Source organism: Jiangella alkaliphila, from assembly GCF_900105925.1.
Lineage (GTDB): Bacteria > Actinomycetota > Actinomycetes > Jiangellales > Jiangellaceae > Jiangella > Jiangella alkaliphila.
Genome location: NZ_LT629791.1, coordinates 454005 through 478631 on the forward strand (window position 1 = coordinate 454005; position 24627 = coordinate 478631).

At 66.3% G+C, this 24627-nt stretch carries 18 protein-coding genes and 1 pseudogene; 8 read left to right on the top strand and 11 right to left on the bottom strand.

Annotation, left to right across the window (positions count from 1 at the left end; translation table 11 throughout):
* Nucleotides 1–783 precede the first annotated feature (783 nt).
* Nucleotides 784–1662: a DNA/RNA non-specific endonuclease gene (locus BLV05_RS02180; RefSeq protein ID WP_152690547.1), complete on the top strand. Its 879-nt coding sequence runs from the start codon at nt 784–786 to the stop codon at nt 1660–1662.
* Entirely contained in the window at nt 1659–2108 is a 450-nt protein-coding gene (locus tag BLV05_RS02185) for a hypothetical protein (RefSeq protein WP_052762065.1), read from the top strand. Before BLV05_RS02180 ends, BLV05_RS02185 begins: the two co-directional genes overlap by 4 nt.
* A gap of 144 nt (nt 2109–2252) precedes the next feature.
* On the opposite strand, the gene fxlM is transcribed toward BLV05_RS02185, so the two are convergent.
* The 8 genes and pseudogenes from fxlM to BLV05_RS02225 form a co-directional block, all read right to left on the bottom strand.
* Nucleotides 2253–3503, bottom strand: coding sequence for a methyltransferase, FxLD system (gene fxlM, locus BLV05_RS02190; RefSeq protein WP_046766809.1), 1251 nt, complete (start codon nt 3501–3503; stop codon nt 2253–2255).
* A 189-nt stretch (nt 3504–3692) separates the two neighbouring features.
* Nucleotides 3693–4052: a DUF6300 family protein gene (locus BLV05_RS02195; protein WP_082154897.1), complete on the bottom strand. Its 360-nt coding sequence runs from the start codon at nt 4050–4052 to the stop codon at nt 3693–3695.
* Nucleotides 4049–7623: pseudogene (gene dnaE / locus BLV05_RS38470) on the bottom strand (DNA polymerase III subunit alpha). Before dnaE ends, BLV05_RS02195 begins: the two are co-directional and overlap by 4 nt.
* Nucleotides 7624–7823: 200 nt before the next feature.
* Nucleotides 7824–9110, bottom strand: coding sequence for a lanthionine synthetase C family protein (locus tag BLV05_RS02205; protein ID WP_082154895.1), 1287 nt, complete (start codon nt 9108–9110; stop codon nt 7824–7826).
* On the bottom strand, nt 9103–12150 hold the full coding sequence (locus BLV05_RS02210) for a lantibiotic dehydratase (protein ID WP_046766632.1): 3048 nt from the start codon (nt 12148–12150) through the stop codon (nt 9103–9105). Before BLV05_RS02210 ends, BLV05_RS02205 begins: the two co-directional genes overlap by 8 nt.
* Nucleotides 12151–12221: 71 nt before the next feature.
* Entirely contained in the window at nt 12222–12401 is a 180-nt protein-coding gene (locus tag BLV05_RS02215; protein ID WP_046766631.1) for a hypothetical protein, read from the bottom strand.
* An 86-nt stretch (nt 12402–12487) separates the two neighbouring features.
* Nucleotides 12488–13471, bottom strand: coding sequence for a CapA family protein (locus BLV05_RS02220; protein WP_052762063.1), 984 nt, complete (start codon nt 13469–13471; stop codon nt 12488–12490).
* Between the two features lie 114 nt (nt 13472–13585).
* Nucleotides 13586–14167, bottom strand: a complete 582-nt coding sequence (locus BLV05_RS02225; protein WP_197683506.1) for a helix-turn-helix domain-containing protein — start codon at nt 14165–14167, stop codon at nt 13586–13588.
* 471 nt (nt 14168–14638) lie between these two features.
* Between BLV05_RS02225 and BLV05_RS02230 the strand changes: the two genes are divergently transcribed.
* Nucleotides 14639–15811 carry a helix-turn-helix domain-containing protein gene (locus BLV05_RS02230; protein ID WP_046766630.1) on the top strand — a complete coding sequence of 391 codons (1173 nt, stop codon included), beginning with the start codon at nt 14639–14641 and terminating at the stop codon, nt 15809–15811.
* A complete protein-coding gene (locus BLV05_RS02235) occupies nt 15808–16530 on the top strand; it encodes a 5-formyltetrahydrofolate cyclo-ligase (RefSeq protein ID WP_197683508.1) in 723 nt (240 codons plus the stop codon). The genes BLV05_RS02230 and BLV05_RS02235 overlap by 4 nt, the downstream gene beginning before the upstream one ends.
* 561 nt (nt 16531–17091) lie before the next feature.
* On the opposite strand, the gene BLV05_RS02245 is transcribed toward BLV05_RS02235, so the two are convergent.
* A complete protein-coding gene (locus BLV05_RS02245; protein ID WP_046766627.1) occupies nt 17092–17325 on the bottom strand; it encodes a hypothetical protein in 234 nt (77 codons plus the stop codon).
* A 426-nt stretch (nt 17326–17751) separates the two neighbouring features.
* On the opposite strand from BLV05_RS02245, the gene BLV05_RS02255 reads away from it, so the two are divergent.
* Together BLV05_RS02255 and BLV05_RS02260 are read left to right on the top strand one after the other, a co-directional pair.
* Nucleotides 17752–18555 (top strand): hypothetical protein, encoded by an 804-nt coding sequence (locus tag BLV05_RS02255; protein WP_152690545.1) that lies wholly within the window; start codon nt 17752–17754, stop codon nt 18553–18555.
* Nucleotides 18548–21541, top strand: a complete 2994-nt coding sequence (locus BLV05_RS02260; protein WP_046766625.1) for a DEAD/DEAH box helicase — start codon at nt 18548–18550, stop codon at nt 21539–21541. Before BLV05_RS02255 ends, BLV05_RS02260 begins: the two co-directional genes overlap by 8 nt.
* A 13-nt stretch (nt 21542–21554) precedes the next feature.
* Here the strand turns inward: BLV05_RS02260 and BLV05_RS35420 are convergent, their stop codons facing one another.
* Nucleotides 21555–22238: a hypothetical protein gene (locus tag BLV05_RS35420; protein WP_152690544.1), complete on the bottom strand. Its 684-nt coding sequence runs from the start codon at nt 22236–22238 to the stop codon at nt 21555–21557.
* A gap of 324 nt (nt 22239–22562) precedes the next feature.
* On the opposite strand from BLV05_RS35420, the gene BLV05_RS02265 reads away from it, so the two are divergent.
* Complete coding sequence (locus tag BLV05_RS02265; RefSeq protein ID WP_046766624.1) at nt 22563–22793, top strand: hypothetical protein; 231 nt, start codon at nt 22563–22565, stop codon at nt 22791–22793.
* 850 nt (nt 22794–23643) lie between these two features.
* Nucleotides 23644–23853 (top strand): hypothetical protein, encoded by a 210-nt coding sequence (locus BLV05_RS35425; protein WP_152690543.1) that lies wholly within the window; start codon nt 23644–23646, stop codon nt 23851–23853.
* A gap of 61 nt (nt 23854–23914) precedes the next feature.
* Here BLV05_RS35425 and BLV05_RS02270 read toward each other — a convergent pair whose 3' ends face one another.
* On the bottom strand, nt 23915–24550 hold the full coding sequence (locus BLV05_RS02270; protein ID WP_052762062.1) for a hypothetical protein: 636 nt from the start codon (nt 24548–24550) through the stop codon (nt 23915–23917).
* Nucleotides 24551–24627: the final 77 nt, after the last annotated feature.

Sequence of the window (24627 nt, forward strand, 5' to 3'; positions counted from 1 at the left end):
GCTCCTTAAGCCGCGACGAGTGGCGCTCTGAACCACTCCCCGCGTAGGTCGACCAGCGGCTCGGCAGCCTATGGCGGCCAAGCGGGTGCCCGGACGCTCGCTGTTCAGGCCGTGATTGCACCTGCTGGTACGGCACTCAAGGCCGGGGGACCTGCGCTTTCATCCCGCTCAGGCGCAACGGATCAGGTGCGGAGCCGTCCTGGTGACCGCATCAGCCCCGTTAACCGGGGACGAGCGATCGTGTCGCCCTCTGTCCGTCGTTGCTCGCCGTCGCCGCTCGTAGGTCATCGTTTCGGGCACGGTCACCCAGTCCTTTCATCGGTGCCGACCCAGGCCCTGCACCTGCGCCATCCCACCCGCATCCGATGGCCGCCATTTCTTCGGCATCCCGGCGGAGCAGAACAGATCAACATATGCTCGAAGGAGCAAGGAATCAACACCTTCGCCGCAAGAATGTGGTTTCCACCTAGGCTCCAGCAGGTCTATGGGTAATCCCGAGCAGACCGTGAACCCGCGCCGCGTGACAGCGGCGTGACCAGTGGTGCGAGGAGTCGTCGTGGCGTCAGTTCCGGCGTGCACTGCGCCCGAGGGAGCGCGCGCCGGAACTGGTGCGAGTCTTCAGTGGCCAGGCGCAGCCCAGACACGACGCAGATCGAGTCCAGATGCCCCTAGGCTGATCTGTGCCCAAGTGCCAGCCGTCCGCTCCTCGGTGGAGTGGGCACACCGTGCGTCGCTCGCCTTGCGTGAGATCCTTGTACGACCACGAGCAAGGGCGGTGGTCGTGTGAGTGATCGGCCCATCCGGGATGGCGCCGACGGGTTGCGGGGAGCGCAAGACGAAGCGCTGGGCGAGATCGACGGCGTGTTCGAGGTCGTGCGTGGGGACGCCGAGAACGTGCGCAGGCTGGTTGAGCAGGCAACACGTGGCACGTCGGCAGCGGGTAAGGCGGCCGAGCTGGATCCAGTGGTGCGCGGGCTGCTTGCCGACGTCCGGCGGCTCGGTGACGACGTCGGCACGATACTGGCGGGTGCCGCCGCCGAACTGGAGCGCGTGGTCCGCCCACCTGACAGTGAGGCCAAGCCGCTGCCCGTCGCGATGCTGACCGGCGCACCCGTAGCCGAGACCCAACCGCGCGCGCCCGAGGCGGTAGCCCTGGACGGGGTACCCGAGCTGCCCGTCATCAGAATCTCCGGGGAGGGGCCGGAGCACGAGGACATCCGGAAGAACCCGCCGCCGAACACGGTGATCGTGGTGGACGAAGCCGTCGTCTACACCACAGACGATCTGGGCCGGGTGCTCCTCGTTCGGGCCACACTGGTGAAACGGCCATCGGCTCCTCGGAAGCCATACGCTCAGCGCAAGCTGGCAGGAAAGATCGAGCTGGACGACGGCGGTCACCTGATCGCCAGCGTCCTCGGCGGCACTGGCGACGAGGTCAACCTCGTGCCCATGGGGCGCGAAGTGAACCGCAGTGAATACGCCACCCTGGAGAACCGGTGGCGCAAGGTGGTCAAGGCGGGCGGAACGGTCGAGGTGGAGATCATCGTCCGCTACGGCGTCGGCCGCCGCCCGACCTACTTCGTCGTCACCCATGGTCCGCCCGGGGAGGAACCGGTCACCGACGTCATCAGGAACCGCCAGACGAGGAGGACACGGCAGTGATCAGTCCAGACAAGGCCAAGCTCGACGAGATCGGCGAGGCGATGACAGCCTTGGCGCCGGACGGCTGGCATCTGCTCGTCCTGGAGGCCACCGGCGCCGGCGACATGGCCCGCGGCGAGCTTTTCGCGATCATGAACGACGGCGGCCCGCGCACGAAGATCCACATCGACCCCAACGGCGTCATCGCGCTATTGGAGCTGCGCGAGGACATGTACACCGACGGGATCGGCACCTGGTACAACGCGACATTCCGCCTGCCCGCAGGCGGCAAGATCGCAGCCGAGTTCGACTATCACAGCCCGCCCTACGGCGGCATCGCCACCGACGACCCAGCCTCCGACGGTGAAGCCGATCCCGGAGTCCTGCTCAAAGACCAGAAACTGTATCCCCGCGACGAGGGACACCTGCCCGCCTGGCATCCCGCCCGTACGATTACCTCCATCTGAACGGACGCGCTCTCCGTCAGCCGGCGCTGTTCCTGCCGAGCGAACCAGGCTTGTAGACCTGCGATCCTCTGGTCGAGCGTGCGGCACGCGGGGTCGGACCGGTGGACAGCGGGAAGCGTCGGATGAGGCGGTCGTCGATGGTGATCACGGCTGCCGCCAGGTGATGACAAGCTGGGCGCCGGGACGGGCGAAGGTGAACCGTGTCGTGCCAGACGGCGGGGTCTCGGCCGGCGCACTGTGGGTGGGTCGGAGTTGGAAGTCGACGGTGCTGGCGCGGTGGTCGCGGTCCCACGCCTGGACCTGGGCGCTCGCCGTCTGGGCGAGCTGGTCGGCGTTCGGGCCGTGTCCGACGAGGCCCACCTCGTACCGGCCGCTGTCGTGGACCGGTCGGAGGGTGAGATAGGCCAGGTCGGCGGCATCGATCACCGCCATCGAACCCCACCCGAACTGGGGCGCGACCAGGCCGGCATCGACGGCAGCGAGCCGGACAGGCATCCGGCTGATGGCGTTGTCCATCATGCAGGCCAGCCACAGGTCGAGCCACTCGAACGACTCGCTGCCGGTGAACGTGACGCCGGTCCAGATCGTGCTGGCCGGGTGATCGAGGGCACCCGCCAGTGCGGGGTCGACCTGCTGGTCGTGGTGGGTCTCGACGGCCACGGTCGCGTCCGGGGTGAGCGGAAGGTTGCGCCGGGCGTCGTCGGCGATCCCACGTAGCGGCATGAAGGTGCACAGGTGGCTGGACCGGCTGACCCAGCCGTCGTCCTCATCGCGTTCGAAGGCGATGGATCGCGCGATGCTGCCGCGCAACCGCAGCGGCACGACGATCCGCCCGCCGGGGGCCAGCTGCCGTCGCCAGGTGACCGGGAGGTCCCAGGCGCCGACGGTGGCGATGATGCGGTCGTAGGGTGCGGCGTCGGGATGTCCGAGCGCGCCGTCACCGAGGCGAACGGTGACGTTCCCGACTCCGGCCGCGGCGAGGTGTGCGCGGGCGGCGGTGACGATGTCCTCGTCGACGTCCATGGTCGTGACGTGGCCGTGGTCGCCGGTGAGGTGGGCGAGGAGGGCGGCGTTGTAGCCGGTGCCCGCCCCGATCTCCAGGATCCGGTGTCCGGGTTCGACGCCGAGCTGCTCGAGCATCGTCGTGACGATGGTCGGTTCGGACGCCGCGCTGATCGCGGCACCCGCGGCGTCATGTTTGGTGGCCACCGGCTGGTCCGAGTACGCCTGCTCGATCGGCACATTCGGGAGGAACAGATGCCGCGGGACCTCCCCCAACGCGGCATCGACCGGTGCGGTTCGGGCGGCGCCGGTGGAGCGCAGCCGGTCGGCGAGCCGGCGGCGCAGGGTCGCGGGATCAAGGGACGGGGCCGCGGGTGCGGGGTGAGGCGTCACGGCGTCGAGGTTAGGCGGGTCCGGGCGGGTGGCGGGGTCCGACACAGGGCTGTCCGGCCCATCGCCACGTCGACGCCGTCGATCGGGACGATGGTGTGGAGGTTCGCGCGGACAGGGGCAGTCCGACCGGTAGCGAACGGCGTCCCGCTCGGTTCCGCCGGGGGATCTCTCAGCGTGTGCCGCAGGGGGTCAGCCGTCGAAGTCGCCAGCCCGCCAGGCGGCGATGTCCGCATCTAGTCGAGCGTCGCTGACAGGCGCCAGGTCGAGGGAGGCTATCCAGGCGCAGACAAGGTCGGCGAAAACGTCTGCGGTGGTGTTGGTGACGCTTCCGTGGACGTGGAGAAAGGTGATGAGTGCGCCGGCCGTCGGATGTTTGAGATCGCACCTAGCGCAGAGCACGACCGGCAAGTACAGCCGGACTCGACCGCCGTCGGCGTTGGCCGATCCGCGCGGGATCTTGGCCCGCAGTAATCCCTCACCACCGCATCGAGGGCATGGTGGCACGTCGCCGATCTCCACCAGTGGAACGGTGCGCTCGCCGTCGCTCATGTGAGCAGCAGCCCTTGTTGGCCCAGCAAGTGCTTCATGTCCGCGACGAACGACGTGTCGGGGGTCACGGTCCACCCCGGGAGAGCGAATTTGATCATTCGACCGCGCCCCTGCAGCAAATGCAGTTGCACTGGCGTCGTGCCTTTGTGCATCTGCATTATCGACTTGAGTTCTTCGATCACGTCGGGAGTGATCTGGTAGGCCTTCATAGCGATGACCACTGGTGTTACGGATCCGCCGCCGTCCCCCAACGCGGAGATGTCGAGTGTGGCCATCTCCTGGGCGTAGAGGTTCAGGCTACCGTCACGCTCATTGATTCGGCCCGTGACCGAGACGGCGATGTCCTCGGTCAGTTCGCTGGCGTAGAGGGTGTAGGAGGAGGAAAAGAACAGCACCTCTATGCTGGCATCGAAGTCTTCCACCGTAACGATCGCCCAAGGCGCTCCAGCGCGGTTGATCCGCCGATCGACGCTGGTAATCATGCCGGAGAGCTTGATCATGCCCTCGCGCCGCTCACTGTCGAGCAGGTCGACGATGCCCATATCGCGGTTGCTGCTCAGGATGTCGCCAGCACCGTCGAGTGGGTGGGCCGAGACGTAGAGACCGAGCATGTCTCGCTCTTGAGCCAGGAGGAAGCGTCGAGACCATTCGGGGACGGTGTCGTCAATGCTGGGCCCGAAGGGGGTAGCCTCGTCGACGGTTTCCTCGGGGGCGCCGAACAGGCTGAATTGGCCATTCTGCTCTTTACGTTTGATGTCGATGACCGCATCGACGGACGGCTCTAGGCCCGCCCCAAGCGAGGCTCGAGTGTGGCCAAGACTGTCAAACGCACCGGCCTTGATCAGCGACTCAATCGCACGCTTGTTGCACACGACCACCTCGACCTTGTTGAGGAAGTCGACGAACGAGGTGAACTTGCCTTTGGCCTCGCGGGTGGCAGCGAGTGATTCGATGACGTTGGTTCCGACATTGCGGATCGCGCCGAGGCCGAAGCGCACGTCGTCGCCAATAGCGGTGAAATCAGCGACGGACTCGTTGATGTCCGGCTGAAGTACCTTGATGCCGAGGCGCCGCGCGTCGGCAAGGTACACCGCCATCTTGTCCTTATCGTCGCCAACTGAGGTCAGCAAGGCTGCCATGTACTCGGCCGGATAATTGGCTTTGAGGTAGGCCGTCCAATATGCGACAAGGCCGTAGCCTGCGGTGTGGGACTTGTTGAATGCGTACCCGGAGAACGGGAGCATCACGTCCCACAGCGCCTGCGTTGCATCGTCCGAGAAGCCGTTATTGCGCATCCCGGCGTGAAATTCGGTGAAGGACTCCTCCAGGATCTCCTTCTTCTTCTTACCCATGGCTCGGCGCAGAATGTCGGCGCGGCCGAGGCTGTAGCCGGCCAGCTCCCGCGCGATGGCCATGATCTGCTCCTGGTATACGAGCAGATGAAAGGTGCTGCCGAGGATCGGCTCGAGCGCTGCTTCGAGCTCTGGATGGATTGGGGTGATCGGTTGGCGGCCGTTCTTGCGCTCGGCATAGTTGATGTGTGCGTTCGCCGCCATCGGGCCTGGCCGATACAGGGCTAGTACCGCGGCGATGTCCTCGAATCGGCTGGGTTCCATCAGCCTGAGGAGGCTGCGCATGGGCCCGCCATCGAGTTGGAACACACCAAGGGTGTCACCACGGCTGAGGAGTTCGAAGGCTGATTTGTCGTCCAGTGGGATCGTCTGGGGGTGAGGTCGATGCCGCGGTTGGCCTGGATGACCTTGATCGCCTGGTCGATGATGCCGAGGTTGCGCAGGCCGAGGAAATCCATCTTGATCAGCCCCATGGCCTCACAAGATGGATAGTCGAACCCGGTGATGATGACGCCGTCCTTGTCACGGCGGTGCAGCGGGAGCAGGTCCAGCAGGGGGGCGGACGACAGGATGACCGCGGCCGCGTGAACGCCTGTGCCGCGGGTCAGACCTTCGATGCCGCGAGCGGTATCGACGGTCTTTCGAGCGTCGGGATCGGTTTCGTAGAGCTGGCGGAACTCGGCGGCCTCGTGGTATCGCGGGTGCTCGGGGTCGAACATCCCCGACAAGGGCATTCCCTTGCCCATGACGTCCGGCGGCATTGCCTTGGTGATGCGGTCGCCGATGGCGAATGGGAACCCGAGGATTCGGGCCGCGTCTTTCGCCGCTGCCTTGGCCTTGATCGTGCTGAAGGTATTGACCTGCGCGGTGTATGCGGCGCCGTATCTTTCGGTGACGTATCGGACCATACGATCGCGCTGACGGTCGTCGAAGTCGAGGTCGATATCGGGCGGTGAGATCCGCTCGGGGTTGAGGAATCGCTCGAAGAGCAGGCCGTGCTCAAGCGGGCACAGTTCGGTGATTCCTGTGGCATAGGCGATGATCGACCCGGTGGCTGAACCTCGTCCCGGCCCGAGGGGTATGCCGTTGTCACGCGCGTAGCGGCAGATGTCGGCAACGACCAGGAAGTACGAGTCGAAGCCCAGCGGGGTGATGATGCTGAGTTCTGTTTCGACCCGCTGGAGGACCTCTTCGCTGGGGGCGTCGCCGTACCGGTGGCGGATACCGTCGTCGACGAGCTTCCGCAGTGCGCTGGCTTGAGTCTCGCCCTCGGGGACATCGAACTTGGGCATGCGGTCGACGTAGGTGAAGACCTCGTCGTAGGCGCCGATACGGTCGGCGATCGCGAGCGTGTTGTCACACGCTTCGGGCAGCTCGGCGAATAGTTGCCGCATCTGCTCGGCGGTCTTGATGTAGTAGCCGCTGCCGTTGAACTTGAACCGCTTGGGGTCGTCCTTGTTGCGGCCGACTCCGACGCACAGCAGCGAGTCGTGGGCGTCGGCCTGGTCCTCGGTGACGTAGTGCGAGTCATTGGTGGCCAGCAGCGGGATCTGGAGGTGCTTGCTGATGCGGAGGAGGTCTTCGCGGACGGTGCGCTCGATGTCGAGCCCATGGTCCATCAGTTCAAGGAAATAGTTCTCCTTGCCGAAGATGTCCTGGTAGGTCGCGGCGGCCTTCACCGCTTCGTCGTACTGTCCGAGCCGGAGCCTGGTCTGAACCTCGCCGGACGGGCAGCCAGTGGTGGCGATGATGCCGCAGGCGTGCTCTGCGATGAGTTCTCGGTCCATTCGGGGCTTGCCGTAGAAGCCTTCGAACGATGCCAGTGAGGAGAGCCGGAAGAGGTTGCGCAGGCCGGTGGCGTCGGCAGCCCACATGGTCATGTGGGTGTACCGGCCTCCTCCGGAGACGTCCTTTCCGCCTTCGCCTGCGTCCTCACCGATGCCGCGGCCTGTTTGCCGTGCGGCCCCCCAGAAGACGGGCTTTCGGTCGTGCCGCGAGCCTGGTGCGACGTAGGCCTCGATGCCGATGATGGGCCGAACGTCGGCCTTCTTGGCGGCATGGAAGAACTCGTAGGCGCCGAACATGTTGCCGTGGTCGCTCATGGCGACGGCCGGCATCCCCTGCTTCGCAACCTCGCCCATGAGCAGGCTGTTCTTGGCTGCCCCATCAAGTGTCGAGTACTCGGTGTGGACGTGCAGGTGGACGAAAGAATCTGGCACCCCGGGGTTCCCTCCACGTTCGAGCTCGTCGCTGCTCGGACCACTCACTGTATAGCGCGCCGTCGGGGCGTTCAGCCCGACACTCGGCGGCTGGCGCGAGGGCCTTGTGAGCCTGCTGACAGAGCATCTCAGCCAGGGCCGACAAGGTGTGGGCACGCAGCAAGTGGTCGTCTCGTGGAAGCCCTCCGCCCACCAGCCAGCTAGGTCATGAGCAGCGGCAGATCCCATGCCGGTGTCTCCGGCCTGGCCCAGCTCATCAGGGACAGCGCGGTACCGGCTGCTCCGGTGAGGACGCCGGGGAAGTCGCCAGCAACGATGGTCGGGCCTGATCGGTCATGCACGTGAGCGAATCCGAACTCGTTGCCATCACGGTACGAGGCGATGATGATCGCTGCCAGACGTGCTGCTTGGTCGGCCAGCACCGCGTCGCCGGTCTCGATCGCGGTGCGGTCAACGATCTGCAGCATGCCGGCGTAGCCGTGGCAGAACGTTGGGCCCCACAGATTCCAGGACTCGACGTCTTGCTCCGCGATGGCTCGGAACACGGTGCATCCTTCGTCAACGATCTCGTGATCGCCGATAGAGGCGCCGGCGAGGTAGAGGGCGCGCGCGATTCCAGCTGCGCCGTAGCACCATGCGCTGCGGGCGTGCACAGAGTTGCTGTCGTGCGCGCTCGTGAGTGGAACTGTGTGCGGCCATCGATAGTCGTCGGTTCGAGCCTCGGTGAGGGCGGCGGCGATGCGGCTGATCGCGTCGCGGTGTCCGGGGACGGTGATGCCGGCGCGCCAGAGTGCGGCGAGGGTGACCAGAGGTCCGCTGATGCCGTGCGCGAGGCCAGGGTTCCATCCGCCGTTGATGCAGCGGGTCTGCGTTCCGGGACGGATCCACCAGCCCGGGACGCGGACACCGTCCGGTCCAGTTGCCGGCTCAGTGAGGCGTACCAGCACGGAGCAGATCGACCTCAGCGTTGTCGCGTAGTCGCCGACACCCTGTTGATGAGCCGCCACGAGGACTCGGCCGGCGCCGCCAAGACCACAGGCGGCGTCCCACATGCGCTCGTCCGCCCAGGTCTCCCCTGCTCGCCACCTGGCGTGCTGTTCGCTGCAGACCTGATCGCACTCGACCGCGAGCCAGTCGCACCCCCGGGTGGCGAGGGCTGCATAGCTGGACGCGCAGCCGGAGGCGACAACCGCGGCGGCAGCAAGCGAGCCGAAGCCGGCGATGACGCTGATCGTGCTGCGGCCGCCGACCTGCTCGATTGCCGTACGCATGTGTTGAGAGGCGACATCCGCGGCCGCCGGATCGACGTCGGATAGAACCAACTGTGCGACGGCCAGGCCGGCGAAACCAGTGGCGTAAGAGGATGCGTCCCACAACCCTGACGCCTCGAGACGTGTCGCTGACGTCGAAGCGATGCGCTGGATGTGTGGCGGGGTTCGCAATCGTGAGAGGACTTCGACCGCGATCTCCTTTGCCTGCTCACGCATCGGTCGCTACAACGGCGCGCGCCCTGTACTCGAGAGCGTCGTGGGCGAGACGGAGCGCCTGGTGCTCGATCTCGGGCGCGATTCCCGCCATCCGGTTGCAGTGCAGGTGCACGATCGACTCGTAGATCCGCTCTGGCGACGACCAGCATCCGTCGATCTCCTCGACGGTGCGCACCCGCTGGCCCACCGCCGAGGCCATCTCCCGTCGTCGCGCCCAGGCTGAATCCGCCTCCCGGCCGAGCCGGGCGCCGAGGTCACCGCCAGCGACCAGGGCACGGACCTCTGGACGCAGCGCTGTGTCGGGGTGGCCGTGCAGGTTGCTCAGCCACTGCGAGTGCACCCCGTCGGGGTCGAGATGCGAGGCTAGCTCCGCTGCTGAGACCGCCAGGACTGCGCTGCCGTGCAGCCCTGGCTGCTCGGCCCTCAGCGTGTGTACGATCGCCTCGCTGTCGGCGTGGAACAGCTTCTCGACATCGGCGAAGAGTGCGGGCCCGCCGTAGCGTTCGACCTCCCGGTTGTAGGGAACGATCCGCCAGTCACCGACCAGGCCGTCGGCACGCAGCTGGATGGCGACATCGTGCCAGGCGGGTAGCAGCGTCGCCGCGAGGCCATCCGCCGGGCCGTGGAAGCGGACCCTGAGATGCGGGCGGCGAACGTAGCCGATGCGGTGGTAGCGCAGGAAGAACCACCGATCAACGCCTGCCGCGACCATCGGAACTTCGAGTACGTCACGAAGTCTGAGGAGGACGTGGTTCTGGCTGCGACTCGGCACGTCGATCTCGATCGACAGGTACTCCCCGCCGGGCTCGGAGATCGTGTCGGCGCCGGCGTGGATGGCCCGCGAAACGAGCGCAGGCGCACGCCGCTGCAAGGTGTCGGTGGAGAACATCGGGATCACCAACTCGGTGACGTGTGCCCGCCCGGTCTCGCCGAACCAGCCGTCCTCCTCATCGTCGCCGATGAATTCGCAGACGCTGCGTACCTCGCGCGTGGTGATCTCGCGCCGCAGTACCAGCAGATCCCAGTACCGTTCCAAGTCCAGCGGGACACGACGGTCGCCGACACCGACGAGGACTCGCTGCGGCACGTCGTGAGTGATGCGCCACTCGCGCACCAGCCTGGCCCAGGTGAGGTCGTCATCGCTGCTGGCCGCGGCGATCAGCCCATCGGGCATCCGCCAAGTCGCCGGCGACAGGACGGCGCGTCCCAGCACCACGCGGGGCAGGAAAGGGGCCGCTGCCAGCGGTCCCCATGACCAGCCGTGCACCTGCGCGCAGTCGTCCTCGCCTATCGCGAGCAGCAGCCGCACAGCAGCAGGCGCCAACTGGCGGTTCATCCGCGAGTGCAGCACCGGCACAACGGGGACGCCGAGGCGTTTGCTCAGAAGGTACATGCCCTCACGGGTGGCGCCCACGAGGAGGTCGTCGAGGTCGACCTCGCTGGGGTCCTCGGCCGGACGGTCGATGCACAAGCGCATATCAAGCCAGCTAGGGGAGGCGAGCACGTTGCGGGTGCGGGCATGAGCGGGTTCGAAGACCACTTCAGCGAACACGGCGGTCTCCGTCCGTGGCCTGGCCTGCCGAACCCGATTGCCCACGGCAGCTGCGGTATCCGTTAGCAACGGCGCGAAGCGAGTGAACGTCGCACCGGCGGCACCCGGCCCGAAGCGGGGTTCTACGAGTAAGAAAGTGCCGGCCTCTAACGCCGTCGCGGTGCGCGCGACGAGCCGGCAGAACAGGTCGGCGGACACGACCGGAGCCGGCGCCGTCTCCCGTTCTGGCCTTGTGAAGGAAGCCAGCCGGTCATCGAGGCGGACCTCTCGGGCGTCGTTGCGCAGCGAATCGGAGAGTAGTTCGGCGAGCATGCGCAGGCGCCAGGCGGGTGTCTGACCGTGATCGGAGTCCTCGGAATCGAGCAGTGTCGCGACGGGGCCGGTCGCGTGGTCATCGAGCAGTTCGCGGACCGGAACGAGCCGGTCGACGCCGTGGGTGTTCAGGAACCACTCACGCAGTTCCACCGTCGTACGCGGCTCCTTCGCGAAGAGCCGGGCCAGCGTAGTTGCCACCGCTGCGGCCTCGATGGCCACGGGTCGGGGGAGGCGGAGTTCGCGCGACCAGCCTAGGTCCGGGCGCGCGAGCTGATCTCCGGTCGAGCCGGGCACGTCGTTCATGCGTTCCCGCAAGTCGTTCCAGGTGGCTGCCACGTCTCCAGGCTCGACGTCGCGCGCGGTGGCCGCGATCTCCTCCAGTTCAGCGGCGTGCCGATGCAGGCCCAGCCGGTGCAGGCGGGCGACCAGCTCGGCCAGATGGTCTCCGCTCCCAGTCTCAGGAAGAAGGCCCGTGCGCAGCAGTCCGGCAGACACCAGGTCACGTATGACGCCGAGACCCGCCGTGCGGTCGAGGCTGTGCAAGGTCGCAAGTTGCCCGAGGACGTTGATGACGGGCCGCGGCTTCGCGGTGAACTCCAGCAGCGCTTCCACGGCCGCCGTCCGGCGCACCGATATCTCCTGGTCCTGGACTGCGCCGTCGGCAGACGGCATCAACCGGCGCGTCGTGACGAGGCGATCGCCGCGCTTCGCGACGGCCCCTCTGACAACCGTGAGCGCCGCAAGCACCTCGAGGTCGCTTTCCAGCGCCGCGACGACGCCGACCAGCCACTCCTCGTCGGGCCGCACCGTGATGCGGCGCGGGCCTGGATCGGTTGCGATGTCGTCGTCGAACTGAATGCCGGCGACGCCGGCGAACAACCCGTGCGGTGTGGGGCGGCCGTGTAGTCGGGCATCGTAGGCGGCCACGGCAAGGGCCGCCCGACGAAGGCGCGACGGCTTGTCGGGGAAGCGTCCCGCAGCGGCGCCGGTGAGAACCACGGCGACGCGGGGGTTGGCGACGGCGATCGCTGTGCGTAGCTGGACATCGGCGGAGGCTGCGGCGAGGAAGGTCTGGGCCGTCGGAGGTTCGCTATCGGTGGGCCTTGCGACGAGTGGTCGCAGTGGGGCTGCTGCGGCGCGGAGAAGGGCGACGTCGGCGGCGACGAAGTCCACGGCATTCCCTCCTGTGGATGCGGGGTGGCTGCCGGGACTCGGCAGCCACCCCCGATCCGGGTTGACGGTGGTCAGTGACACTGATCAGTGCTGCACTGACAGGGCTCCTGGGTGTCAGAGGCGAAGATCCGGTGCACGTCCGGGTTGTCGCCGACGGGCAGCACCGTCAGGTCGAGGTCGAAGTCGGTGCGGAGCGCAGGGGTCGCGCTTCCGGCGTTGACGGCGGTCTGGGACTGGGTTGCGTGGGACATGTCAGGCTCCTCTCAATCGTGGTCATCGAGTTGTCGACGCTGGCCGTTTGCTCACGGAGGTGCCCTACTCCGGGTCATCGGCGAGTTCATCGCAGTGCCGACCTGTCGCCGACGTTCAGCTGAGCGATCCGCGCATGGTCGGCGGGGTCTCCCCCGCGACCGATGTCGGGAAGCTCGATCTCCAAGGTCTCAGCGACCAGTCCTTCGGCGAAGCGGGCGCGATCGGCGCCGGATGCGAGCGTGACCTGGCCGGCTCGGCACACAGTTGGGAACACCCGCGCCCGGGCGGGGCGACCGGAAGGATCAAGGTCCACAAGCCACACGGCGCCGAGGTCCATCCGGACCAACGGGTGTGGCTCGTAGTCGTTCACGAAGTCGCCGAGGTCGAAGATGACCCGGTCGGCCGTCCCATGGCACAAGTGTGCGGAATGGCCGGCAACGAGCGTGGCCCCGGCATCGATGAACTCCTGCGCGGCGCGACGGACATAGGGCGCTGGCGTACGGGCGAGGTTCGGTCCCCAATGCGGCGACAGCAGCACCACATCGCATGCCTGGGCGAGCGTCTCGATTCGGGTCTGCAACCACTCCGGAACCCCCGCGGACAAGCGAGCGAACGCGACACCGGGGGAGGTCCGCGTCGCAGCCCATTCCGGCGGATGATCCGTGACACCCATCACGCCGACACGCACGCCGTTGACCTCAACAACCGATGGCGCGCGTGCCCGCATTACGTCAGCCCCGGCGCCGACGACATCGATGCCGACGCGCGTTAGCCGGTCGATCGTCTCGCTCAGCCCGACCTCGCCGTAGTCCATGCTGTGGTTGTTCGCCAGCGTCACACAATCCACGCCTAGCTCCGCCAGTGCGTCAGCCGCAGCCGGCGGGGCACGGAAGTAGAACCGCTTTGACGGCGACGGCCAGCGCTGTGTGGATGTGGTGATGCAGCATTCCAGGTTCGCCACGACGAGGTCGGCCCCTGCCAGCAAGGACGCGATGTCATCGGAGAACACGCGCTGGCCTGCAGCCAGTCGCTCGCCGACCTGGCCACCGAGCATCATGTCGCCGAGCAAGCCGATGGTGGTCCTGAGAGGAGGGCTTGGGGGGCGTCGTTCCATGGGGTAGGCGCCTCCTGATGACGTCGGGGTGTTGTCAGCCTCGCATGTGAACCGTGCGTGCGCCGGTGGTCAGCCGAACAGCTGGGCCGGGCTAACGCCGAGCGCTACGGCAAGCTCGTCGAGCTGGCGGAGGTTGATGTTGCGCCCTCCGGCTTCGATGTGGCCGAGCATCGTGTGATGCATGCTGGTCAGCGGCGCCAGTTCCTGCTGGGTGATGTCTCGTTCCACCCGTAGGCCTCGAAGGCGGAAGCCGAGGTTCGCCTTGATGTCACGGTCGAGCCGGCGCCGGATGACCTGATGGTGGCGCCTCAGGATGTCGTCGCGGATGCGCCGCGACTCGGGTACCCCGCGTCTCGTGGGGCGCGTGAGTCTTACGTAGCGGATCTTGTCGACGTAGAGTCGGTCGATGGTCCATGGTTCGTGGAGGTCGGCGAGGTGGATCGCCTGGCCAACGTCCCAGACGGGGTGGTCGGTGATCTCCGCGTCCTCGTTGCTTTCCGTCACGTTCGTATCCCCTTCGGCGTGACTCTGCGGTGCTCGCGTCGAGTCGACGACCTTGATCCGGAGTCGTCGTAGATGCGAGAACATGTGCTTTCGCTGATTGGCACGGGCCTGCGCCGCATCCTCGGCAGGCCAGACCGGCTGCTGCACTCGCACCCCTGCTCTTGCAGGTCGGGCGGAGGCACGGTAGTGGGCGGCGCCGGCGTTCGGTACGCCTAAGGGGCCGTAGCTCATCGGTCCTGCCGCCGACGAAGATGCCGAGCCGCGAGGATCGCACCCATGTACAAGGCCGGAATCGAGAACACCGCGACCAGGGAAGCGGGATCGGTCGGCAGGGTGATCAAAGCAACGAAGGGCTCGCTGGCCAGTGTACCCATCTCTCCAACTTCCGGGCTGCGGTTGCGGGCGGCGCCCTGCCGGGGCTCCGGGGCTCTCCCGGCAGGGCACCAACAGCACCGGCGGGGTGTTCTGCGCGAGTTGACCGGTACCGTTGTGTGCCAGTGAAGCCGTGACTCAATGCAGGTGACCACGGCATCGGCGGGGCGGTTCTGTAGCATCCGTGTGGCAGTGGCTGCTCCGATCAGGCGCGATGGCGCCGAACCGGGGCAAGGAGACGAGAGCATGGCTCGACGTCGAGATCTGGCGCAGCGTCGACGAGCGCGCGGGATGAGCCAGGAGACGTTCGCCGACTCCGTTGGAGTCGACCGAACGACCGTGGCGCGGTGGGAGTCCGGGACGACGGCGCCGCAGCCATGGCAGCGCTCGAGAATCGCCGACGTGCTCGACGTGTCCCTGGACGATCTCGACACGCTCCTGATCACCTTGGAGGATGGCGTCGTCGATGACCGGGGCGACGATGAACGACTCCGCCACACGCTCCAGAACCCGTCGACGGTCGACCTCACTGCGACCGGTGATCTGCGGGCGCGGCTTCAGCACCTGGATGCGCAGTACGACCACGTGCCGACGACGTCGCTGCTAGGCGCGGCTGGCCAGCTCCATGGCCAGGTGAGTTATCTGCGTGCCAACGCTGGCAACGGCGTCGTGCGTCATCGGCTCCTGGCAATCGAGGCAGACTCGGCAACCTTCATGGGGCAGTTGGTGTGGGACGTCAGCCGGCGCCGCGACCACCGCGAACCGGTCGCCTACCTCAAGCAGGCCATCAACGCGGCCCGCGAGTTCGGCGATCCCGTGCGCGAGGCATACGCAGTGCTGCGAAGCAGCTACATCGCCTTGTACGGCGAGAAGGACCCGACCAAGGGTGCGGTGCTGGCCGACCGCGCGGCCAAGACCGCCCAAGCCGCGAGCCCGGCACTGACCGGGTTGGCGCTGCTGCACGTCGCCGAAGGCCGGGCGATGACCGGTGATGCGCCTGGATGCGAGTCGGCGCTCTTGGAGGCCGAGGCGCTGCTCAACTCGGCAGCCACCGACGATACGGCCGCCGAGCACTACACCGTTCACGAGTGGACCCGCCTGGCCGGCAGCTGTTACCTGGCGCTCGGCCAGCATGAGCGGGCCGAGCCGATCCTGCGCGCCACCGTGCACGCACTCTCGGCGAAGCGGAAGAGCCAGGCAATTGCGATGGGCAACCTAGCCCTCGCGCTGATCCGCCAGCACAAGCTCGACGAGGCCGCGGCGGCTATGCACCGCACCATCGACGCCGTCGAGCACACGATGGGCGGCGGTGGCCTTGTGCTCGCGTTCAACGCAGGGCAGGAACTTCGGGAGTGGAGGCACGAGACGTGGGCGCAGGAGATCCAGGACCGGCTGATGGGCCTCATCGCGACGACGTGACGGCCGCCAAGAACGCCGTCCGCGACGAGGTCTGGCGATCGCTGCTCGCCGCCGGTGTCGTCCCGCTCGACAGCTACGGCAAGATCCCAGCCTACGACGGTGCAGACCGCGCGGCCGACCGGCTCGCCACGCTCCAGGAGTGGCAGCGCGCGGAGACGGTCAAGGCCAATCCGGACCGTGCCCAGTTCGACGTCCGGCTACGTGCCTTACGTGACGGGAAACGGCTCTACATGGCGGTGCCCCGGATGGCCGCCAAGCAGCCGTTCATTCTCCTCGAGCCCGCCCTGATCGACTCGATCGAAGACGCGGCAGCCAAGGACGGCGCCGTCCGCCACGGCCGACCGGTCGATGTCGACGCCATCGAGCAGATCGACATCGTGGTCGCCGGCAGCGTCGCCGTCGACCGCAACGGCACCAGGATCGGCAAAGGAGCCGGCTACAGCGACCTCGAGATGGCCCTACTCACCGAGGCCGGGCTCATCACCTACCAGACCATGATCGTCACGCTCGTGCACCACCTTCAGATCACGACCGAGCCCATCCCCGAAAGCGACCACGACTTCCCCGTCGACTATGTCATCACGCCCAGCGAGATCATTAGCTGCCCACGTCGACGGCGGCCCACCGGCGTGATGTGGGATCACCTCACGACCGAGAGGATCGACGCCATCCCAGCCCTGCGCCGCGCGCACAGAACGGGCCGCAAGCCGGACCTGTGAGCCACCCGTCAGCAAGCCCGGCTGGAATTTAGACCCAGGCAGCGCGGCTGCTTGGTGTCCGACCCGTATGACCTGCTGGTTTGATCAACTCCTTGGCTAAGGACAATCCATGGGTGAACCACGATGACCAAGCCAGAGGAGCGCAGCTGGCTAGACATCACGCCCGAGATCCGAGCGCTCTGCTCATCGCGCTCCTGCGCCAGGCCGGCGGCGCGGGTGTCACTGCCCATGGCCGAGATCCTGGAGACGGCGGACGTCACCTGGGAAGTCGAAGCCACTCAAGACCTCAAGGCGCCCGCCAGCTGCTGGTGCGCCTCCACCAGCGCCGGGATTAGCGCCCCGCCGTGTCGCGGGCCGGTCGAAACGCTTCGGGCCCTAGGCTGTCTGCTTGGCGCCCGCTCCCGGCCATTAGTGTGACACGGGAGCGGGCGTCTTCACGTTCGGCTCGGGGCTCGTCGGTCGGACGAAGTGGCGGCCGGGCGGGCGCTGTCCGTCGAAGGCGTGTGGCTACTCACGGAGGACGTGTACCGCATGCGTGCCGGCGGACGTACGCCGGCAGGGTCAGTCGCGCTTCGGCTGGGTGGTGACGCCCTTCACGCGGACGACACGTCGTTGAACGATCTCGACCACGGCCACCTGGCCGACCTCGCCGGGAAACGGCTCGTCGACGAAGTACGTCTCTTCGATCTCCGGCAGGTGGTCGGCCGGCCTGAACCGGAGCGTTACGGTGTGGCCAGGCTCGCCGTCGGGGAGCTTGCTGTTGATCCGGGTGATCGCGCCGGTTACGTGCATCATGACAATCCTCCGCCTATTGCTGAACGCCCAGCGTACGGCCACGGCCGGACAGACGGTCAAGCGGTCTTGGCGGGCGGGCGGCCCGCTGCGGCCCTCCCACCGCTTGGCGAACCGCCCGCGGAAGCAGCTACCGCGACGCCCGGACCGATCGGACCGCGAGCGGACCAGCCGTCGCATCCACAAGGACCTGGTCGCCCATCTAGCGGGCAGCGGCCGCGTCGAGTTCGCCACCGCTACGGTCGTGAGGCTCGAATGACGATGGCCAAGCCGACCTCACGCTCAAGTCGGCTCGATGCCTGGCAGAGAGCGCCGCGGTGCTGGCAGCGCAGACCACGCCTTGCACCCCTACTCCGACATCGATGCCTTCGCCACGCCCACGCCATGGGTAGCGTTCGGGAGAGCCATCGCGGCCGTAGGCTAGCGCGCGTGATCCCCCACGCCCGCGACGAGATCAAGATGATCGCGCAGCACAGTAGGGTCGTGGCGCTGGACACGGCTCAAGGGTGGAACATCCAGCAGTGGGCGCTAGACGATGACGACATCGTGCGAGCAGTTGCGGCCTACCAGGCGTTATTGCGGGTGGATCTCAACGAGGAGCTCGACCAGCTCCTTGCCGATATGGGTGTCGATCGACTTGGGCCACCGGCGACGTCCGACCAACATGCCAAGGTGATGCGGGCTGACGCGATCGAGCTCGTCGCGGCTGCGACGGTGGTCGCGGTTGACGACGTCGACATTGACGACATGCACATGCCGAACGTGCCGAAGATGGCGGTGCAGAAGAGCGACAGTGGCATCGACATCATCGCTGTCGAACTGGACCCAGACGCATCGAGTGACATCGGCCCCGGGGACCGGCTCGTCCTCGTGAGCGTCAAACACACGGTGAGCAGGCGCGCCGGCGGCATGCGCGGCAAGCTCGAGAAGTCGGTTACCGACGAACTGCCCGCGCCCTACATCCATCGGCAGCTGACCACGGTTCATGGACGACTTCTCCAGGCCGGAGTGAATCCCAACGTCGCCCAGCGCATCTTCTTCTTTCTGCGGGAGACTCTCAGTAACCCTCGAGTGCGGGTCGTGTGTATCGCCGCTGCAGCACCCACACCCCACTGCAACCTCGCAGATCAACCTGCCCAACTCGCCCAGACGAACATGCCGGATGCCCACTTCCGCATGCTTCTCGTCCCGAACTTGGCGACGCTGCACGAGAGGCTCGTTCCCAGTGGCTGAGCCCGACTTCGCGATGTCGCGCCGACAACTGCGCAGGGCGCGAGTACAGAGCGCGCTCACGATGCGCCATCAGGGAGTCAACCGGCGCAAGAATCGCGATCGGCTGCTTGAACTGCTCGCGCTGGAGCGGCTCGACACAGCTACCTCGTTCGGGCACCTCGCAGAGGACCAGGTCGAGACGATCGTAGCGATCGCTCTCGCCGAGGTTACCGATGATCCGCAGGATCAGGTGTTCGTGCTGCTTGAATGCTTGAACCTTCTCATTCGTGACGGCCAGTTCGCGCGGATGAAGCTGCTCGCCGCCCGTCTGCGGAGCGTGGAGCGGGCCGCGGCAGCCGGGCGGCCATTCCTGGAGCTGAGCATCTCCGCGATCGCATCAAGCCTCGCAGGAAGCGCCACTCGTGCTGCAAACGACCTGGCCCGCGGGCTAGGGCCTCGTACCCGTAGCGACGAGCGAGACCATGGAGAGCACACGCGCCGCGATCTTGCCGTTGCCGCAGCGATCAAGTCGGCGCTCGTCGACGACGACGCCAGCTTCGCCCGGCGAGCAAGGGACCTCATGACCAGGATGGGCGACGGTCTCGGCGTATCACTGCTGGACAGCGCCATCGCCTGGCAAAGTGCCCGCGAGGGGGCCAATCCTCTCGCCAATCTTGTGGTCGCCGATCCAAGCTTTGAGGATGAGAAGCTCGCCGACTATGTGCGACGACGCGGGATCGAGGTGCTCTTCCCGCCGCAGATCTCTGCGATCAGAAATGGCCTTACAACTGATGAGGAACTCACGGTTTCGCTACCCACTTCGAGTGGGAAGACCCTGCTTGCCGAGTTCAAGATCGCAGCCACGTTGCATCGGCACCCCGAAGCCACGGTCATCTACGTCGCTCCATACCGTTTGCTGTCCAGACAGGTCACCCGCGAGTTCCAGCGTCATCTGCCTCGGCTCGGCCACGTTGTACAAAACCTAGGCACCGGCTACGACCTGGACACTCCATCGCGGTTTGGGAATGTGCTAGTGAGCACCCCCGAGCGCTTGGACGCGTTGTTGCGCAAGGCGGCGTCCGACGCCATGACTGCGGACGCGCTCGAACGATGCCGCCTGGTGGTCTTCGATGAGATGCACCTGATCGGCCGAGCGGGACGTGGTCCCAGATTCGAGATGCTCCTGACCCGGCTCAAGCTGCGATACGCGGATATGCGGTTCTTGGCACTATCTGCCGCGAGCCAAGGCGTCGACGAGGTGGCGGACTGGCTGACCGACGGCCGCCTAACCAAGGGTGCGCGCAGACCGACCGGAACCATCGAGGTGGCGTGGCGCACCAACGGTCGACTCATCCAGCGCGTCGAACGCCGCACCTCGACAGGCGTAGGCGACCTTGATCGTTCCGGCAAGCCGCTCGACGATGCCGCGCTGCTGATCTCCCGGCTCTCCCCTGCCTACCGACCGGTCCTGGCCGTGTGCACCCAACGGGCGTACGCCGAGAGCCTCGCCACCCGCCTAGTCGAGGATGACCCCCTCGGGAGCAACCTGTGGATCAGCGAACTCGACGCCGATCAGGCTGACCGTCTCGACGGTGCTGTGAAGCTCGTCGCGTCCATGATGGGTCCCCGGCATCCGCTGACAGTGTGCTTGCGTAACGGCGTCGGGTTCCACCACGCGGGCGTCCCGTCCCTCGTCCTCGGCATCATCGAAGAGCTTGCCGCGCACCGCGTACTCCGTGCCGTCTCGGCGACCACCACTGTGGCCGAGGGCGCCGACCTCCCGTTCCTCGCCGTGGTGATCCCGCATCTGAACTTCCAAGGCAGCACGGGCAAGCTTGAGCGGGACCTGTACCTGAACATCATCGGCCGCGCGGGCCGTGTCAACGTCGCCATGGAAGGCATCGTCTTCATTCTCGACTCCGGCGCTCCGACCCTGCGCAATCACATCTCCCAAAGCCTCTGGACCACCGCTGCGGTGGGCCGCGTGCGAGGCCAGCTCACCAGTGTCACCGACACACCACGGAGCCCGGACGAGATCGCCTGGTACGGGGAGTACGAATCACAGGTCATGGGGTGGCTCGGAGACGGCGACAGCTACCACAAAGATCAGTCCACGCGGCTGGCGGCGGGCACGTTCACCTATCAAGCCGGCAACACCTCCGAACGTCGCTATGTCGAAGGGCTCACCCAGACGGTCCTCGAATCGCTTGAGGACCGTGGGTTCGCGGTCGCGGCCAGCCCATACCGCCTCACCGACAGAGGCGAGCGAGCCCGGCTCACCGGACTCAACCCCCAGAGCGTCGTCCGCCTCGAAACCACACTGGCAGCCGGGAAGTCGGGATGGCTCCCGACCCTGGCGGACGCCGTCGAACTGACAGGCGCACAGCGCGAACAGGTCGCACGCACCATCTACGAGTCATCCGAGACCATGGCCAACACACTGTGGCTACGGCGCGCTCGCAAGACCGAGACGGCCCGGTCTTCATATCTGGCCGAATTCGCACGCATGCGCGCCGACGAACACCTGGACAGCGACATCTTCTGGGCCGAGGTCAGCGCCCTAGTGCTCTGGATCGCTGGCGAGACGCTCGACGCAATCGCCGAGACTATGCCGACGTTCGGTCATACCGGTCTCTTCGGGAGCAGCGATCGGTCCAGCCGGGTGTCCGACGTCGCGGAATATGTCTCTCGAATAGGCTACCCCGGCAGCTGGACCTGGACTGCCGCCCACACGCTCATGCGCGAGCTCCACGGCCTCAGCAGCCCAACCTGGATCTCCGACGCTATCGAGTATGGAGCGCCAACCGAGACAGCCGTGAACCTGCAGCGCTCGGGTGGGCTGTCTCGCCCCGGAGCTCTTCACCTAGCCGCCGCGCTCGGCCCCTCCTGGGACACGGCAGCCGAGCTCCTACGACAGGACGACGGCCTTGATGTCGAACTGACAGCCGTCGACCAGGACCGGCTGCGAAACCTGCGCGCCTCATTACAGCAGGAAGGAACCGAATGAGGTATCGCTGTCACTAGTCCTCGGCTTCGTCTTCATCGACGTAGTCGATGCCGCTAGCCGGCGCATTGGGGCCATCCGACGTCGGTTCGTCGAGCCAGAGCTTCACGATGCCCATCCATGGAAGGTCTCCTGTCTGCGGAAGGCCGAGCCAGCCCGCAGTTCGGTCCGATTTCAGTTCAGCCGCCCATACCAAGAACACCTCCCGACAAGAGTCGATATGACGACGTTGCAGCGGACGAGGATCGTATTCGGCGTCCAAGGTCAACTCGCCTGCAGCGAGCGGATAATAGCTACCTGAATTTCGACTTGCAGCTGTCTCTCGAGTCGCGGATGTGGACCAATCAAAGTCACGATCGAAATCCGGCGTCAATCCGCACTCGACCGGCGCCTTCACGACACGAAGCCGAAACCCCGCCAATCCGAGCATGACGATTCCAGTTTCGGTCTCGGCAAGGACGCTCGGCAAAACTTCACTGGAATCGATGGTCCGCGAGATCCGGTTGTTGACATTTCGGTGGGTCTGGTAGCCAAGCGTGTTCGTGTCATCGAAGTGCCGTTCAGGCGACCACCTCCCAAGGTTGGTACGCCACGTTTCACGCACGACTCCACGCACGTACTCGATCGCCCCGGTGTCGGCGTAGATCTGGCGCACCTGCTCAAGATGCACCAGAACGGCCGGATCTCCCGCACCCGTCATGTGCACAGTTCTATCGGAATCGACGCAATGTGCCCAACCAGAGCGCCCACCTTGTCTTCTGCACCACGCCGCGCCATGTAGGACCACTCGATCGTGAGCGCCCCACATGGACGGACCAGCGAGAACTCGGCCAAGAAGCCGCGAACCGCGGTCCGCCCGAACAGCGGCGCCTTCGAGCCACCAGTAGTACGAGCCCTCGATCCGATCGGTGCGGGCGACGACCGAGTCGTTGCCCGGAACCAACCGAAGCTCGCCCGTCCCCGCGGCCGCGAATTCTGCAGCAGGACGGCCCCTCAGCATTGACGATCGCTGCTAGGGTCAAGCATGGAGTACGAAGTCAGACCGACTGTGCTGTCAGGCTTCGGTGCCGCGGAGATGGTATTCATCGGCGGCCGGAGAGTTGGCATGGTCTACCGTGATCCGAATCCTCCTGCGGAACTTGCCGAGCTCTGGATCGCATACACAACAGGTGGGCAGGCGGTCGAGAACCGGGAGGATGGGATACAGCATATCCTGCAGCACGCTGCGGAGAATCCGACCTTCGAGCTGCTCTAGCCGATTTCCTCGCCGGCTCCCGGCAAACTGAGTGCAACTAGTCATGTTTGCCAGCCGCGTTGACCACCGCAATGGTGCGATTCACAGGCGACAAAGGTGGCCGCTCGCCGGATCCAACCGAGGCGCCGGGACGAAGTCGAGGCGTGCGTGGTGGCGTCCTCACCGGATGGCTGACAATGCCAGCTCTCGTTGCGGACAGCGTGCGAACAGCTCGGCATAGAGGTCTGGCCCCTGCTGGCCTCGTGGCCTGGGTGGCAGACGGTACTGCACCAGACTCGACAACCAACACGTAGCCAACGCTCGTACGGCCCTGATCCCCGCCGCTTGCCAGAAACCTTGATGATCGGCAGCGTGTCGGTTGGCACCGCCGCCTCAGTAGGCGCGGCGGTGCCCGTGCTGTCGGCAGGCCGGCGCAGCTCATCGAGGTCGTCAGCAGCGCCGTCGGGGAGGGACTGTAGCTCGATGCCGAGTTGGCCCAGCTCGGTTTGTATCGCCTGCCAGGGGAGGCAATGTCGGCGGCAGGGTTGTCGGCTGCGCGGCGGACCTTGGCTTCCTCGACAAAGACATGCGATGTGGTCGGTCGCGCCCTTCGCGTGAGTGGCGACACCATCGACCTCACGCACCGCCTCGTTCTGCGCTTCCTGCAGGCTGTCGACGCCGTGCTCGATCGGCGGTCCGTCATGCCACGATCTCCTGCCCTGCGAGGTTCTTGATCGTGCTCCCAAGGCTCTCACATCCGCTGCGGCGAGGCCGAGAGCTAGCAGCAAAGGAGGGCTATGGGAGTGAACGCGCTGGTCAACGAAATGTCCGGGGCTGGCAGTAGACTGCCGCCCGACCCATGGGAGGCGCCGTGGCAACCCCTTCGGAGAACGGCAAGTACGTCCGACTGGAAGTCGACATCTGGTATGACCCGAGCACCAAGCGGGTGCATGTCACCAGCAACGATCCCGACCTGCCGCCTGAAGGCATACACACCAACCTCAAGCCTGGCACCCAGGCTGACCGCAATGCGCGAGCCTTGCTTACCAAGTTCGGGAAGCTGCCGGCGGAGGCGTCATAGCCCTGCCAGGCCCGCGACTGATGCACGACTGCAACCAGGCGCAGCGTGCCGCCGCAGGTCGCTAACGCGGCAGTTGCCGTCGATGGCTCCATATAGCGTGATCCAGCAGCGTCGGCGACACCTGGAGCTTCTCGGCCACCCGGATGACAAGCGCGCGGGCTTCGGTCGAGGTGACCGTACGCCCGTCGAGCGCCTCGCTGACAAAGCGCGTGATCCAGGTGTCAGCCTTGACACCCGGTGTGCCCAGGAGCATCAGAAAGTACTCCCAGGTGACCGGGCCAAGGCCTCGCACGCTCGTGTAGGCGGCCTTATGCCGTGCTGATGCCGGATCGACATCAGCCGCGTGCCGCACCTTGTTGTCCACGAGGTTCTGTGCGGCCTGGACGATGGCCACACCCTTGAGCGCGCCACCTGACAGCTGCTGCCGACCGAAGACATCCGTAAGCCTGCTGGGATCGGCTGCCGTGAGCGCTTGCAGGTCATCCAGCCGCCGACGGCCTCCGCGCTGCTCCCGCCACTTGAAGATGGCGCCACGGACGCCGGTGTGACTCTGCCCGTAGCGAGCCCGGATCGACATCACGGCGTCGATCAGAGCCGCCTCAATCTGGTTCGGCCAGCCGCCGGGCCACTGCTGCCACTGAGCCGGCAGCGAGGTCTCGATTGCTGTCACCAGCCGTTGCACGTCGTTGTTCGCCATGATCCCCCGCGACCTCGACCGTAGAGTGCGATCGCCGACGTTAGCGGACCGAGCCGACAAGCACCCGGCAGCGGTCT